The 13806-nt window shown below is 69.0% G+C and carries 11 protein-coding genes; 3 read left to right on the top strand and 8 right to left on the bottom strand.

What is annotated here, in order from left to right; translation table 11 throughout:
* Positions 1-52: 52 nt before the first annotated feature.
* Positions 53-532: a DUF494 domain-containing protein gene (locus AB7E83_RS07400; RefSeq protein ID WP_428567204.1), complete on the top strand. Its 480-nt coding sequence runs from the start codon at positions 53-55 to the stop codon at positions 530-532.
* A 108-nt stretch (positions 533-640) separates the two neighbouring features.
* Here the strand turns inward: AB7E83_RS07400 and AB7E83_RS07395 are convergent, their stop codons facing one another.
* The 5 genes from AB7E83_RS07395 to AB7E83_RS07375 all read right to left on the bottom strand — a co-directional run bounded on the left by AB7E83_RS07395 (position 641) and on the right by AB7E83_RS07375 (position 10371).
* A complete protein-coding gene (locus tag AB7E83_RS07395; protein WP_428567202.1) occupies positions 641-3457 on the bottom strand; it encodes a DUF1631 family protein in 2817 nt (938 codons plus the stop codon).
* A 16-nt stretch (positions 3458-3473) separates the two neighbouring features.
* Entirely contained in the window at positions 3474-4427 is a 954-nt protein-coding gene (gene secF, locus AB7E83_RS07390; RefSeq protein WP_428567199.1) for a protein translocase subunit SecF, read from the bottom strand.
* Between the two features lie 6 nt (positions 4428-4433).
* Positions 4434-6317, bottom strand: coding sequence for a protein translocase subunit SecD (gene secD / locus AB7E83_RS07385; protein ID WP_428567197.1), 1884 nt, complete (start codon positions 6315-6317; stop codon positions 4434-4436).
* Between the two features lie 52 nt (positions 6318-6369).
* On the bottom strand, positions 6370-6693 hold the full coding sequence (gene yajC, locus AB7E83_RS07380) for a preprotein translocase subunit YajC (protein ID WP_428567195.1): 324 nt from the start codon (positions 6691-6693) through the stop codon (positions 6370-6372).
* A gap of 114 nt (positions 6694-6807) precedes the next feature.
* The gene (locus tag AB7E83_RS07375; protein WP_428567193.1) at positions 6808-10371 is read right to left on the bottom strand and encodes an indolepyruvate ferredoxin oxidoreductase family protein; all 3564 of its coding nucleotides are present in this window, start codon (positions 10369-10371) and stop codon (positions 6808-6810) included.
* A gap of 115 nt (positions 10372-10486) precedes the next feature.
* Between AB7E83_RS07375 and AB7E83_RS07370 the strand changes: the two genes are divergently transcribed.
* Positions 10487-10996: an Lrp/AsnC family transcriptional regulator gene (locus AB7E83_RS07370; RefSeq protein ID WP_428567190.1), complete on the top strand. Its 510-nt coding sequence runs from the start codon at positions 10487-10489 to the stop codon at positions 10994-10996.
* Here the strand turns inward: AB7E83_RS07370 and mltA are convergent.
* The gene (gene mltA, locus AB7E83_RS07365; protein ID WP_428567188.1) at positions 10993-12183 is read right to left on the bottom strand and encodes a murein transglycosylase A; all 1191 of its coding nucleotides are present in this window, start codon (positions 12181-12183) and stop codon (positions 10993-10995) included. The genes AB7E83_RS07370 and mltA overlap by 4 nt on opposite strands.
* Here mltA and AB7E83_RS07360 point away from each other — a divergent pair.
* Positions 12131-12253 carry a hypothetical protein gene (locus AB7E83_RS07360; RefSeq protein ID WP_428567185.1) on the top strand — a complete coding sequence of 41 codons (123 nt, stop codon included), beginning with the start codon at positions 12131-12133 and terminating at the stop codon, positions 12251-12253. The two genes, mltA and AB7E83_RS07360, sit on opposite strands and share 53 nt — an antisense overlap.
* Positions 12254-12301: 48 nt before the next feature.
* On the opposite strand, the gene AB7E83_RS07355 is transcribed toward AB7E83_RS07360, so the two are convergent.
* A complete protein-coding gene (locus AB7E83_RS07355; protein ID WP_428567183.1) occupies positions 12302-13174 on the bottom strand; it encodes an anti-sigma factor in 873 nt (290 codons plus the stop codon).
* A gap of 25 nt (positions 13175-13199) precedes the next feature.
* Positions 13200-13787: a sigma-70 family RNA polymerase sigma factor gene (locus AB7E83_RS07350; RefSeq protein ID WP_428567181.1), complete on the bottom strand. Its 588-nt coding sequence runs from the start codon at positions 13785-13787 to the stop codon at positions 13200-13202.
* Between the last annotated feature and the right edge of the window lie 19 nt (positions 13788-13806).

Raw genomic sequence — 13806 nt, 5'->3', positions numbered from 1 at the left:
ACCTCCAAATAATCCGCCGTCGATCCGGCGCGTGGCGGTATATTGATTTTCCATGTTTGATGTGCTGGTGTTCGTTTACGAAAACTACTGGCGCGGCGACGCGGTCCCCGAACTGCATCAGCTGGAGCGCAAACTCAGCGCCCACGGGTTCGAAGCGGACGAAATCCACGAGGCCCTCGCCTGGCTCGATGGTCTCAACATCGCTGCCGAACACACCCCCACCCTCGACCCCGCCGCCTGGCCCGCCAGCGACAGCCTTCGCGTTTTCTCCGTCGCGGAGCAGGGCCACCTGGGGGCCGACTGCCTCGGCTTCATCGCCTTTCTCGAAAGCGCGGGCGTGTTGCCGCCGGCGCTGCGCGAGATCGTGATCGACCGCGCCATGGCGGCACCCGGCGCCGCACCGGGCGAGCCCGTGCCGCTCGACGCGCTGAAGATCATCGTGCTGATGGTTTACTGGCGCTTCGGCCAGGAGCCGGATGCGCTGATCCTCGACGAGCTTTGCGACGACGCATCGGACCGCGTCGCGCACTGAACGCGCGGGAGCAGCGCAGCGTGCCGCCGCCGGGCCGCCCCAAGGCGGCACAGCCCCCCCGGGGGGCAGCGGGCCACGCGAAGCGGGGTAGCGTGGGGACCCTATACGCTACTGCACCAGCCGCTCGGGATTCGCCTCGAGCTTCGCCAGCGCTTCGCGCGTGGCGCGCACGGTAAGCGCCTCTTCCTCCTGCGGCACCAGCAGGCCGGCCTGCAGGTAGGCGGCGAGCCGGCGCAGCTGGATCAGGAAGCTGCGGCCGTCGTGCGCGGCGAAGAGATGCAGCTGGCGGCGGTCGGAGCGCCACACGTACTGCACGTGCGTGATCTTGCCGTTGTGGTCCAGCGTGAACCAGTTGCCGGATTGCAGCTCCAGCGCCCACGACTGCATCGCCGCGCTGGGCTGCGAGCCGCCGGCCGCGATCACCTCGATCATCGACGCGTCGATGCCCAGCATCAGTTCGATGCTGTCCTTGTCGAGGGGCAGGTCGGTCGTCGGGTCGTCGCTCACGAAGTCCTCGAGGTTCGCGAGCCGCTTGGCCATCTGCTCGATGCGCTCGTGCGGAATGGCCTCGGTCTTGGAGAGGAATGCGTCGGCGAGCGTGTCGCCGATGGTCTTGATCTGCGCCTCCTGCTCGGGTCCCTCGATGCCCATGAGCGTCATGCCCTGGCGCAAGCGCACGAGCAGCTTGGGCAGTTCGGCGATGACCTTGGTGCGCTCGGCGCGGTTCGGCTTGGCGCCGGCGGCCCACACGAGATCGGCGGCGGACTTCTTGAGCGCGATGGTGTCGGCGTGCTGCGGCCCGTTCTTCACGGCGGCGACCGCCAGCACCTCGGCCCACACCTTGAACAGGAACTCGCGGATCTCGTCGCGCACCGGCACGTCGGACAGCAGCTTGCGCATCTCGATCGTGTACTGGACCGCGAGCGTCTCCTTCTCCTCGACCTGCTGCGCGATGCTGACCAGCTGCTGCGTGGGTCCCTTCTCGGTCAGGAATTTCGAAAGGAACTTCTGGAATTCGTCGTAGACCAGCTGGAAGACGCGACGGCCGGTCTCGGGATACTGCTCGATCACCTGCACCACGCGCTTGATCTCGGTCTCGAGTGTCGTACCGCCGATGCTCGCAGCGTCGAAGCCGAGAACGCACGAGCCCATGCGGTCGATCAGCTGGCGCGCGGGATGCTCGAGCGAGCTGAAGAATTCGGGCTCGGCGATCGCCACGCGCAGGACCGGGATTTGCAGCCGCGCGAACCACACGCGCACTGCCGCCGGGATGCGCTCCTCGGCCAGGATGCTCTGGAACATGAGCGCCACGATCTCGATGGTGGCCTTCTCGGACGAAGTCGACGCCTTCTTCTTCAGCTCGACGCTGCGCTGGCGCAGGTTGAGCGCGACCTCTTCGACCGCCGCGTCGTCGAAGATCACGATTTCGCCGCCGTCGGCGCTCATCGTCCCGACGCTCTGCACGTGCGTCTGCACATGCGTCGCATGCTGCGACATCGCCTCGGCCAGCGCAGGCGACGGCCCACCGACGTGCGGCACGTCGTAGCCCGTGACCTTGTCGTTCAGCAGTCGCTTGAGCTGGCCCAGCACCCCGCTGGCCCGCGCACGGGCGCGCGCCAGTGGCGTGCTCGCGGTCTGCATGCGGGTTTCGTCGTGGACGCCGAAGCTGCCGGCGCCGCCGGCGCTTCCGCCGCCCGATCCTGCCGGACCGGCGTAGCCGCCTTCGTCGCCCGGTGCGCCGGAAGCGGCACCCGGGCCGCGAGGTCCGGACGGACCGGCGCCGTAACCGTAGGCCGCGGAATCGTGGCCTCCGCCCGCTCCCGCGCCAGGGGCGCCGCGGCCGAACATATTTCCGCCCGCGCGACCGCCGGGCGCCTGGGATTGAGCGGAGCCGCCCGCGGCCCCATCGCCGCGATAAGCGCCGGCCGAGCCGGAGCCCGCATAACCGCCGCCCTCATAGCCGCCGGCGTGCCCGCCACCCCCGACCCAGCCGCCGTTGCCGGGGCCGGCGCCTTGAGCAGCGCCCATGGACGGGTCGCCGCCCCCTCCGGGATAACCGCCCTGCGAACCGCCGGGGTGACCTCCGCCTTGCGCGCCCCCCCAACCGCCGCCCTGGGACCCGGCGTGATTGCCGCCACCGGCGCCCGCATACCCCTGTCCGCCACCGTAGCCGCCGTTGTAGCCGCCTTGCGGGCCACCCTGCTGCAGGTCGCCGGCCGCCGTTTCCGGCGGCGGCTCGTTCGGGCCCGGAGGCGGCCGGCGCGGCGATCCGCCGGAGGGTGCGCGCTTCACGCGGACGCTTTGCTCGATGTCGGGCAGCACGCCCTTGGCGATCAGAAATTCGTTCGCGAGCCGATAGCCGGCCAGGAGCTGGCCGATCATGTGCGGGTGGATGATGTCCTTCACCTGCATCCAGGTCTCGCGCGCGAGTTTCTGCTCGACCCACTGCTCCACCATCAACTGCGCCAAGGCTTCGGACTGGAGGATGTCGTCCTTCCCCATTTCCTCGACGCCTTCGAGGTGCTGGATGCGCAGGCGCAGGTCGTTGATTTCCCAGACCGCCTTCTCCTGCACCGCCATGGCGAGGCGCGAAGAGAGGATCTTGTTCTCGACGACGTCGTCGCCGATCAGGGTGAGGCCCCCCCCTTCGGGGCGCACGCGTGCCGTGACGGTGGCCGGCTCGAGCGCCTTGCGCCAGGCCTGCCGCGTGCCGTCGACCCAGGCGCCGCGCACCTTGTCGAACTCGAACATCACGTCGCGCAGCTCCTGCATTTCGCGGGTGCTCGTCGCGCCGTCGACCAGTTCGATCAGGCGCGTGCGGATGTCGTCCGACAGCTTGGGCAGCACAGTCTCGGCGTGCGCCACGAACCTTTCGCGAGCCTGGCGGGCCAGCGAGAGGGCGGCGGCGGACGGGGCGGCGGGCATCGGGGTGGGGGCGATCCTAGACGACGGCGCCCGCGTTGGGGTCGCCCGCGTCGCCGTCGCGCTTGGGCACGGCCTTCACCAGGTCCTCGCGCTTGATGCCAAGCCACATGGCGATGGCGGCGGCCACGAACACCGAGGAATAGATGCCGAAGCAGATGCCGATGGTGAGCGCCAACGCGAAGTAGTGCAGCGTCGCGCCGCCGAAGAACAGCATCGACAGCACCATCATCTGCGTGGAGCCGTGCGTGATGATCGTGCGGCTGATGGTCGACGTGATCGCGTTGTCGATGATCTGCACCGTGTTCATCTTGCGGTAGCGGCGGAAGTTCTCCCGGATCCGGTCGAAGATCACCACCGACTCGTTCACCGAATACCCCAGCACCGCCAGCACCGCAGCGAGCACGGCCAGCGAGAACTCCCACTGGAAGAAGGCGAAGAAGCCGAGGATGATGATGATGTCGTGCAGGTTGGCGACGATCGCGGCCACCGCGAACTTCCACTCGAAGCGGAAGGCGAGGTAGACCATGATGCCCACCACAACCATGCCGAGCGCCTTGAGGCCGTCGGTGGCGAGTTCCTCGCCGACCTGTGGGCCGACGAACTCGGTGCGGTTCATCTGCACCTGCGGGTCGGCCGCCTTCAGCGCGGCGAGCACCCGGTCGCTCTGCTGCGCCGAGCTCACGCCCTTTTGCGCCGGAAGGCGGATCAGGACGTCGCGCGCCGTTCCGAAGTTCTGCACCTGCACGTCGGCATAGCCGAGGCCGGCGACGGTGGCGCGCACCTTCTCGACGTCGGCCGGCTGCGCGTAGCCGACCTGCATGACCGTGCCCCCCGTGAACTCCACGGAGAGGTGCAGACCGCGCGTCACCAGGAAGAACACGGCCAGCACGAACGTCACGATCGAGATCAGGTTGAACACCAGCGCGTTCTTCATGAACGGGATGTCGCGACGGATCTTAAAGAATTCCATGAGTGACTATTCCGCCTTCGTTATAGCGCCATCGGGAGCGGGACGCCACACGGTGCCGATGGCAACCGACTTCAATTTCTTCTGCCGACCGTACCAGAGATTGACCAGGCCGCGCGAGAAGAAGACGGCGGAGAACATCGACGTCAGGATGCCGATGCAATGCACCACCGCGAAGCCGCGCACGGGGCCGGAGCCGAAGATGAGCAGCGCCAGGCCAGCGATGAGCGTCGTGACGTTCGAGTCGATGATCGTGGCCCAGGCGCGGTCGTATCCCGAATGGATGGCCGCCTGCGGCGAAGCGCCGTTGCGCAGTTCCTCGCGCACGCGCTCGTTGATCAGCACGTTCGAATCGATCGCCATGCCGAGCGCCAGCGCCATGGCGGCCATGCCCGGGAGCGTGAGCGTCGCCTGCAGCATGGAGAGGATCGCCACGAGCAGCAGCAGGTTGACCCCGAGCGCGATGCTCGAGAACACGCCGAAGAGCATGTAGTACACGATCATGAAAGCGCAGATCGCGGCGAACCCCCAGGCCACGCTGTGGAAGCCCTTGTCGATGTTCTCGGCGCCGAGCGACGGGCCGATGGTCATTTCCTCGATGAACTCCATCGGCGCGGCCAGCGAGCCGGCGCGCAGCAGCAGGGCCACGTCGTTCGCCTCGGTCGTCGTCATGCGGCCGGAGATCTGCACGCGGCCGCCGCCGATCTCGGAGCGGATCACCGGCGCCGTCACGACCTCGCCCTTGCCCTTCTCGAAGAGCAGGATGGCCATGCGCTTGCCGACGTTCTCGCGCGTCACGTCCTTGAAGATGCGCGAGCCCTTGGCATCGAGCGTGAGGTGGACCGCCGCTTCCTGGGTCTGGCTGTCGAAGCCCGCTTGCGCGTCCGTGAGGTTCTCGCCGGTCAGCACGACCTGCTTCTTCACGACCACGAACCGGCCTTCCCGGTCGGGAAAGCGCTCGGCGGCGAAGGGCACGGGCCCCGACCCCATTTCGGCCGAACGGCCTTCGGTGCTCTCGTCGACCATGCGCACTTCGAGCGTGGCCGTGCGGCCGATGATGTCCTTGGCCTTGGCGGTGTCCTGGACGCCGGGCAGCTGCACCACGATACGGTCGGCGCCCTGCTGCTGGATCACCGGCTCGGCCACGCCCAGCTCGTTGATCCGGTTGTGCAGCGTGACCATGTTCTGCTTGAGCGCCTGGTCCTGCACGCGGCGCGCGGCCTCCGGCTTGATGGTCGCCGTGACCTTGGTCTCGCCGCCTTCCGCGACTTCCGCGAGCTGCAGGTCGGGCAACTGGTCGGCGATGACGCGCTTGCCCTCGGCGAGGGTCTGCGCGTCGCGGAAGCGCACCTCGATCGCCTGGCCGTTGCGCGCGATGCCGGCGTGCCGCACGTTCTTTTCGCGCAGGAAGGTGCGCAGGTCGCCGGAGTACGACTCGGCCTTCTTGGTGAGCGCCGCCTGCATGTCCACCTGCAGCATGAAGTGCACGCCGCCGCGCAGGTCGAGGCCCAGGTACATCGGCGCCGCGCGAAGGGCGGAAAGCCAGGCCGGCGAGCGCGTGAGCAGGTTGAGCGCGACGATGTACTGCGGATCGGCGGGGTCGGGCGAGAGCGCCTTCTGCAGCACGTCCCGCGCCTTCAGCTGCGACTCCGGCCCGTCGAGGCGGACCTTCACCGAATTGCCCTCGAGGATGACGCCCTGCGGCTTCACGCCCGCGGCGGCGAGCGCCTGTTCCACGCGTTGCTGCGTGGCGGCGTCGACCTTCACGTTCGACTTCGCCGGGGAGGCCTGCACGGCCTCGGACTCGCCGAAGAAGTTCGGCAGCGCGTAGACGAGGCCGATCAGGACCGCGACCACGAGGATCGCATACTTCCACAAGGGGTATCTGTTCATTGGCGTTCGCGTGACGCGACCTTTCGGAGGCAGGCGCTTCGGGGGTTGAACTTCACTTGAAGGTGCCCTTGGGCAGCACCTGCACCACCGAGCTGCGCTGCACCTGCACCTCGACGCCGTTGGCGATCTCGAGGCTCAGGAAGCTGTCGTCCAGCTTCGTCACCTTGCCGATCAGCCCGCCCGCCGTGGCGATCTCGTCGCCCTTGGCCAACGCCTCGATCATCGCGCGATGTTCCTTCTGCCGCTTCATCTGGGGCCGGATCATGACGAAATAAAGCACCACGAACATCAGCACCAGCGGCAACATGCTCATCAGTGACGACTGCATGTCGCCGCCTGCGGCTGCGGTTTGGGCGTAAGCGGAAGAAATGAACACAGCGACTCCAGAGATGGGAATGAAGCGCCCGCAAGAAAGCCTCGCACACGCGTGCGAGGCTTTGCGGGGAAAGGCGATTGTATGCTTCAGTCGGTCCGCGCCGTGCCCGGCGCCTCAGGCGGCCCGGCGGCCCGCGGCGCCCGGCGTCTCCGACCACTGCCGCATCAGGCGTTCCCACTCGGTGCGGACGGCGGCAAGATTGCGCTCCTTGACGTGGCCGAAGCCCTTGATGCCCTCGGGCAGGCGCGCGATTTCCACGGCGAGCCCATGGCGCGCACCGTCGAGCGTCGCGATCACCTGCTCGATGCTGGCCTGGTACTGCCCGATCAACGCGCGCTCGGTGCGGCGCTCCTCCGTCCGCCCGAAAACATCGAAAGCGGTGCCGCGCAGGAATTTCAGCCGGGCGAGGAGCCGGAACGCGGTCCCCATCCAGGGGCCATACTTCTTCTTCTGGAGCTCACCCTTCTCGTTGCGCTTCGCGAGAAGCGGCGGGGCGAGGTGGTAGTTGACGGTGTAGTCGCCCTCGAACTGCTCGGCAATGCGCGCCTCGAACCCCGTGCGTGCGTGGAGCCGGGCGACCTCGTATTCGTCCTTGTACGCCATCAGCTTGAAAAGCCCCCGCGCCACCGCCTCGGTGAGCGAGGTCTTGCCGAAGGGCAGCTCGGCAAGACGCACCTTCTCGACGAAGGACCGGTAGCACTCGGCATAGGCCTCGTCCTGGTAGTCCGCGAGGAACGCGGCGCGCCGCGCGACCAGCGTGTCGACGGTCTCGCGCGGCTTGAACTCGATCACCTGGCCCGGCGCGATCAGCCTGTCGATCAGCGCGGCGTCGTGGGCGGCGCGCCGGCCCCACTCGAAGGCCGTCTTGTTCGCCTCGACCTGCACGCCATTGAGTTCGATGGCGCGCAGCAGCGAGTCGCGGCCGAGCGGCACCCAGCCCTTCTGCCACGCGAAGCCGAGCATCAGCGGGTTGGTGTAGATGCTGTCGCCCATCAGCTTCGTCGCGGCGGCTTCGGCGTTGAAGGACGCCAGCCCCTCGGCACCGACCGCGCTCGCGATCTCGCCGGCGCAGGCATCGGACGGATTCGTCCAGGCCGCGTTCCTGACGAAGGCCGCCGTCGGCGCGCCGTGCGCATTCAGGGCGACGTGCGTGCGGCCTTCGCGCATGCGCAGCACGGTCTCCTTGCCGGCGGCCACGATGGGGTCGCAGCCGATCACGAGGTCCGCGCCCGCCATGCCCACGCGCGTGGTGCGGATCTCCTCCTGCCGGTCCGCGATCAGCACGTGGCTCCAGGTCGCGCCGCCTTTCTGCGCGAGCCCGGCCGCGTCCTGCGTGACGATGCCCTTGCCCTCGATGTGCGCGGCCATGCCGAGCAGCTGGCCGATGGTGATGACCCCCGTGCCGCCCACGCCCGCCACCACGATGCCGTACGCGCCGCGGAGTTCGGGCAGCGCCGGCTCGCGCAGTTCGCCGAGCGCGAAGGGCGACATCGCCTTGTCCTTCGCCTTCTTCTTCAAATGCCCGCCCTCGACGGTGACGAAGCTGGGGCAGAAGCCCTTGAGGCAGCTCGTGTCCTTGTTGCAGGTGCTCTGATTGATCGTGCGCTTGCGGCCGAACTCGGTCTCGAGCGGCTCCACGGACAGGCAGTTGGACTTCACGCCGCAGTCGCCGCAGCCCTCGCACACGAGGTCGTTGATGACGACGCGCACCGCCGGGTCGACCATCGCGCCGCGCTTGCGGCGGCGCCGCTTCTCGGTCGCGCAGGTCTGGTCGTAGATGATGGCCGTGCAGCCGGCGATCTCGCGGAATTCGCGCTGGACCTTGTCGAGCGCGTCGCGGTGGTGAACCTCCACGCCCGGCGGCAGCTTCGCGCCCGCGTACTTCTCGGGCTCGTCCGTCACGACGCAAAGCTTCACCACGCCTTCGGCATCGAGGCTCTTCGCGATCTGCAGCACCGAGTGGCCCTCGGGCCGCTCGCCCACGGGCTGCCCGCCCGTCATCGCCACCGCGTCGTTGTAGAGAATCTTGTAGGTGATGTTCACGCCCGCCGCGATGGACTGGCGCACCGCGAGCAGGCCGCTGTGGAAGTACGTACCGTCGCCGAGGTTGGCGAACATGTGCGTGTCGTTCGAGAACGGCTGCTGCCCCACCCATGGCACGCCCTCGCCGCCCATCTGCGTGAAGCCGATGGTCGCGCGGTCCATCCATGTCGCCATGAAGTGGCAGCCGATGCCGGCCATCGCGCGCGAACCTTCGGGCACGACGGTCGACGTGTTGTGCGGACAGCCCGAGCAGAACCACGGGGTGCGGTCGCCCTTGACCTCCACGACCTGCATCGCGCGCTCCTTCGCATCGAGGATCGCGAGCCGCGATTCGATGCGCTCGCGCGTGTCGTCGTCGACGCCGAGCTTCAGCAGCCGCTTCGCGATCGCGCGCGCGATGATCGCGGGCGACAGGTCCGCGTTCGCGCGCAGCAGGGTGTTGGCCGTCGGGTTCGGCTTCGACCACTCGCCGCCGGAGTCGCCCTCGACCTCGTCGAACTTCCCGAGCACCGTGGGCCGCACGTCCGAGCGCCAGTTGTAGAGCTCTTCCTTGATCTGGTACTCGATGACCTGGCGCTTTTCCTCCACGACGAGGATCTCTCGCAGGCCGGTCGCGAACTCGCGCGTGATCTGCGCTTCGAGCGGCCACACGACGGCGACCTTGTGCAGGCGGATGCCGAGATGGCGGCAGGTGGCGTCGTCGAGGCCGAGGTCGAGCAGGGCCTGCCGCGTGTCGTTGTACGCCTTGCCGCTGGCGATGAGGCCGAAGCGGTCGTTCGGCCCTTCGATCACGTTGCGATTGAGCTTGTTGGCGCGGATGTACGCGAGCGCCGCGTACCATTTGTAGTCGAAGAGGCGCGCCTCCTGGTCGAGCGCGACGTCGGGCCAGCGGATGTGGACGCCGCCGGGCGGCATCGCGAAGTCGCTCGGCATGACGATCCGCACACGCTCGGGGTCGATCATCGCCGTGGCGCTCGACTCCACGATCTCCTGGATGGTCTTCATGCCGGCCCACACGCCCGCGTAGCGGCTCATCGCGAGCGCGTGCAGGCCGAGGTCGAGGATGTCCTGCACATCGGCGGGGAAGAACACCGGCAGGCCGCAGGCCTTGAAGATGTGGTCGCTCTGGTGCGCGGCGGTCGAACTCTTCGCCACGTGGTCGTCGCCCGCCACCGCAATTACGCCGCCCCACGGCGTGGTGCCGGCCATGTTGGCGTGCTTGAACACGTCGGAGCAGCGGTCCACGCCCGGACCCTTGCCGTACCAGATCCCGAAGACGCCGTCGAACCGGTTGCTTCCGGCGGGGGCGAAGCCGAGCTGCTGCGTGCCCCACAGCGCGGTCGCCGCGAGCTCCTCGTTCACGCCCGGCTGGAACACGATGTTCTGCGCCTTCAGGTACTTCTGCGCCTTCCACAGCGCCTGGTCGTAGCCGCCGAGCGGCGAGCCGCGATAGCCGCTGATGAAGCCCGCGGTGTTCTTTCCCTGCAGCGCATCGCGCTGGCGCTGCAGCATCGGCAGCTTCACCAGCGCCTGCACGCCGCTCATGAAGGCGCGGCCGTAGTCGAGCGAGTACTTGTCGTCGAGCGTGACCGTTTCGAGTGCCTTGCGGATGTGTTCGGGCAGCGGTGCGTTCATCGACTTCGTCTCCAGGGGGTTCGGACGAGTGTAGGGCGGCGCTGTGGATATGTCTTTGCTTTCGATGCCGAAATACCGGGGGCCGGCGCAAGGATCTTTCCTAGAATTGCCGCTTATGGAAACACTCGACAAGTTCGACGTCGCAATACTCCATGAGTTGCAATCCGACGCGCGCCTCACGAACACCGAGCTCGCGCAGCGCGTCGGCCTGTCGGCGGCGCCGTGCTGGCGACGCGTCCGCGCGCTGGAGGAGGCGGGCTACATCCGGGGCTACCGCGCCGAGATCGATCGCCACAGGATCGGCCTGGGCGTGCTCGCCTTCGTGCGCCTCGACGCGGACCGCAACACCGGCGAGCCCCTGCGCGCGATGGAGGAGGCGATCCGCAAGATTCCCGAGATCGTCTCGTGCCACTACATCAGCGGCGCGGGGACGTTCGAGTTGCAGGTGGTGTCGCGCGACCTGGAGAGCTTCTCGGAGTTCGCGCGCAAGGTGCTGATCAATTTGCCGAACGTGAAGGACCTGCACACGAGCTTCTCGCTGGGGGAGGTCAAGGCGAGCATCAGCTTGCCGCTCGGTCACCTGAAGCCGGGCGTGAAGCCCGGCAGCCTGAAAGGTCCGAGCTAGCGCGCCGGCCACAGCACCCACATCTGCAGCGGCTGCTTCAGCCGTCCCGCGACCTCCCCCGCCTCGTTGCCCCAGCCGACGAAATAGTCCGCGCGCACGCCGCCCACGATCGCGCTGCCGGTGTCCTGCGCCATCACGAGCCGCTGCAGGCTGACGAGCGGCCCGCTCGAGGCGAGCCAAACCGGCGTGCCGTAGGGAATGCTGTCCCTGTCCACCGCGATGGAGCGGCCCGGCGTGAGCGGAACGCCTTGCGCGCCGCGAGGACCCGCATCGGGATCGGCCAGCGGCTCCTCCCGGAAGAACACGTAGCGCGGGTTCGTCCACAGCATTTCGTTGACGCGCTGCGGGTTCTGCCGCGCCCACGCCTTGATGCCCGGCCACGACGCATCGCGCAGCGCACCCTGCTGCAGCAGCCACGAACCCACGCTGCGATAGGGGTGGTCGTTGCTGCCCGCGAACGCGAGTCGCACCAGTCGCTGCGAGCCATCGGGCTCGGCGATGCGAATGCGGCCCGAACCCTGGATCTGCAGCGCGAGCGCGTCCATCGGATCGGCGAGCCAGGCGATCTCGCGGCCGCGCAGGGCGGCACGCGCATCGGGGTGGGTGTCGATCTCCTGACGGCTGTGCCAGGGGCGGCGCGAGGCGAGGTTCGCGGGCGGCCGGTACAAGGGCACGGCATTCGACGCGGATGGCTGTCGCGTCGCATCGAGCAGCGGCTCGTAGTAGCCGGTCAGAAGCGAGGTCTCCCCCGGCTGCAGGGCATCGACCCGATAGGGCTGCAGCCGGCGCATCATCCACGCGCGCTGCTCCTCGGCGGATGCGATCGACAGCCGCCGCACTTCCGCGCACAAGGCGCCGACGGTCGGCATGGGCCGCTCGCAACTGCGCAGCCAGGCGTTCCACGCCTCATGGGTCGCATCGTCGTTCCATCCGGGCAGATCCGTCCACGGCACCGCGGTCCACCGGCTCTTGCCTTGCACGATGGGAGGCGGCAAGGGCGCATCGAGCGGGGCGGCCGGCGGCGCCACGACGCCCGGCGAGGTGGCGGGCGGCGGGGGTGCGGCCGGCGGCAGGGGAACGGAGCCGCAGGCGGCCAGGCTTCCTACAATGGCCACCGATCCGAGGAAACGAAACATGGGGCTGATTCTGCTCGAAGCGATGCTGGCGCTGCTGGTGCTGGTGGGCATCGTCTGGTGGACGATGTTCTCCGGACGGCCCAAGGGCGAGCCGCCGAAGCGCGACGACGAGCCGCGCTGACAGTCCGGCCCGAACGCCTCGACCGAGGCCCGCGTCGAACGCACGGCGTCAGAGCGGCGTGCGCAGCACCGCGCCCTTGAACAGGACGGGCCCCGTGGGCCCCGTGGCCTCGGGCACGCCGCCCCGGGGCTCCAGGCTCACCGCGAGCGCGGGCATGGGACCCACCTGATCCTCCGCCGCGCTCAGGCGCAGCACGCGCTCGGCGCCGAGCACGCCGAGCGAGCGCGGTGCGCCGCCGCCGGGCGGCAGGGCCCAGAGCTGCAGCGACTTGTCCGACGCCTCGACGTAATCGCCCACGCGCTGGAGGGTCAGCCGGCGCGCGGCCGCGTCGTAGGTCGCCAGCATCGAGGCCGCGGCGCGCTCGTCGGCAAGGACGGCGACGTAGCGGATCTGCGGCGACGCCGCGACCTGCGCGCGCAAGGCGGCCACTTCGCCGGCATGCCGTTCGGACAGTCGGGCGAGCTGCCGGTCGTGCTCGCCGTTCGTGCGCAGCAGGAGCACGGTGGCGAACACCGCGCACGCGAGGGCGACGCCGCGCCACAGGAAGACGCTGCGCCACCAGCCGCCGGGGGCCGCGCCGGAAGCGCCCGCCACGCCCGACACGCCCGACACGCCAGACACGCCGGGCGCACCGGAAGAGGCGTCCGCAGGTGCGGCGCGCGCCGCCAGGATCGCCTGCGTTTCACGTTCGACGCGCAGCACGTTCTCGATGCGCGTCCAGACCACCGGGTCCGGCGCCATGGGCTGCTGCAGTTCCGCGACCGCGGACAGCCTCGCCTGCCACACGAGCGCGGCCGCGCGCAGCGACGGCTGTTCGCGCGCCAGCGTCTCGAAGCGGCGGCGCGCGCCCGCGCGCAGCGTGCCGAGGGCATAGGCCGCGGCCAGGCGCTCGACGAGATCGGGATGGCGCGAGAGATTCATCGTGCGGGTCCTCGTCGTGCGCCGTTCATGCGAACCGGGCCATGCAGCCGCGCAGCTTCTCCAGGCCGCGCCGGATCCAGGTCTTCACCGTGCCCAGCGGCAGGCGCAGCTGCTGCGCCAGTTCGCCATGGCTCAGGTCGCGGAGATAGGCGAGGCTGAGCACCTCGCGCTGCCGGCTCTCGAGCTGATCCAGGCAGGCATGCAGCGCCCGGGCCTGCTCGCTGGCCTGGGTCGCATCCATCGGGTCGGGCGCGGGGCCGGGCAGCGAGCCCGCCAGGACGTCGTCGAGCTCCTGCGTCAGCGGCACGCGCTCCGCGCTACGGCGGCGCAGCGCATCGATCGCGCGGCTGCGCACGATCAGGGCGAGCCAGGCCATCGGCGGGCTCAGCGTCGCGCGGTAGGCGCCCGCCATGCGCCAGACCGTGAGATAGGCCTCCTGAAGCACGTCCTCGGCGATTTCGCGGTTGGACACGACCCGGACCGCAACGCCGTACAACTTGGGCGAAGTGAGGTCGTACAGGGCCTTGAAGGACTCGGCATCGCGCTCGGCGATCCGGTCGAGCAGTCGCATGAGTTCGGCCGTCTGGCGGGCTTCGGTGTCGGAGGGAATCATGGGAGAAGCGTAGTGTCGA

The sequence above is a fragment of the Ramlibacter sp. genome, assembly GCF_050250995.1.
Lineage (GTDB): Bacteria > Pseudomonadota > Gammaproteobacteria > Burkholderiales > Burkholderiaceae_C > Ramlibacter.
Note: the sequence above shows the minus strand (reverse complement) of the source record. Positions and strands in the feature narration are given on the sequence as shown.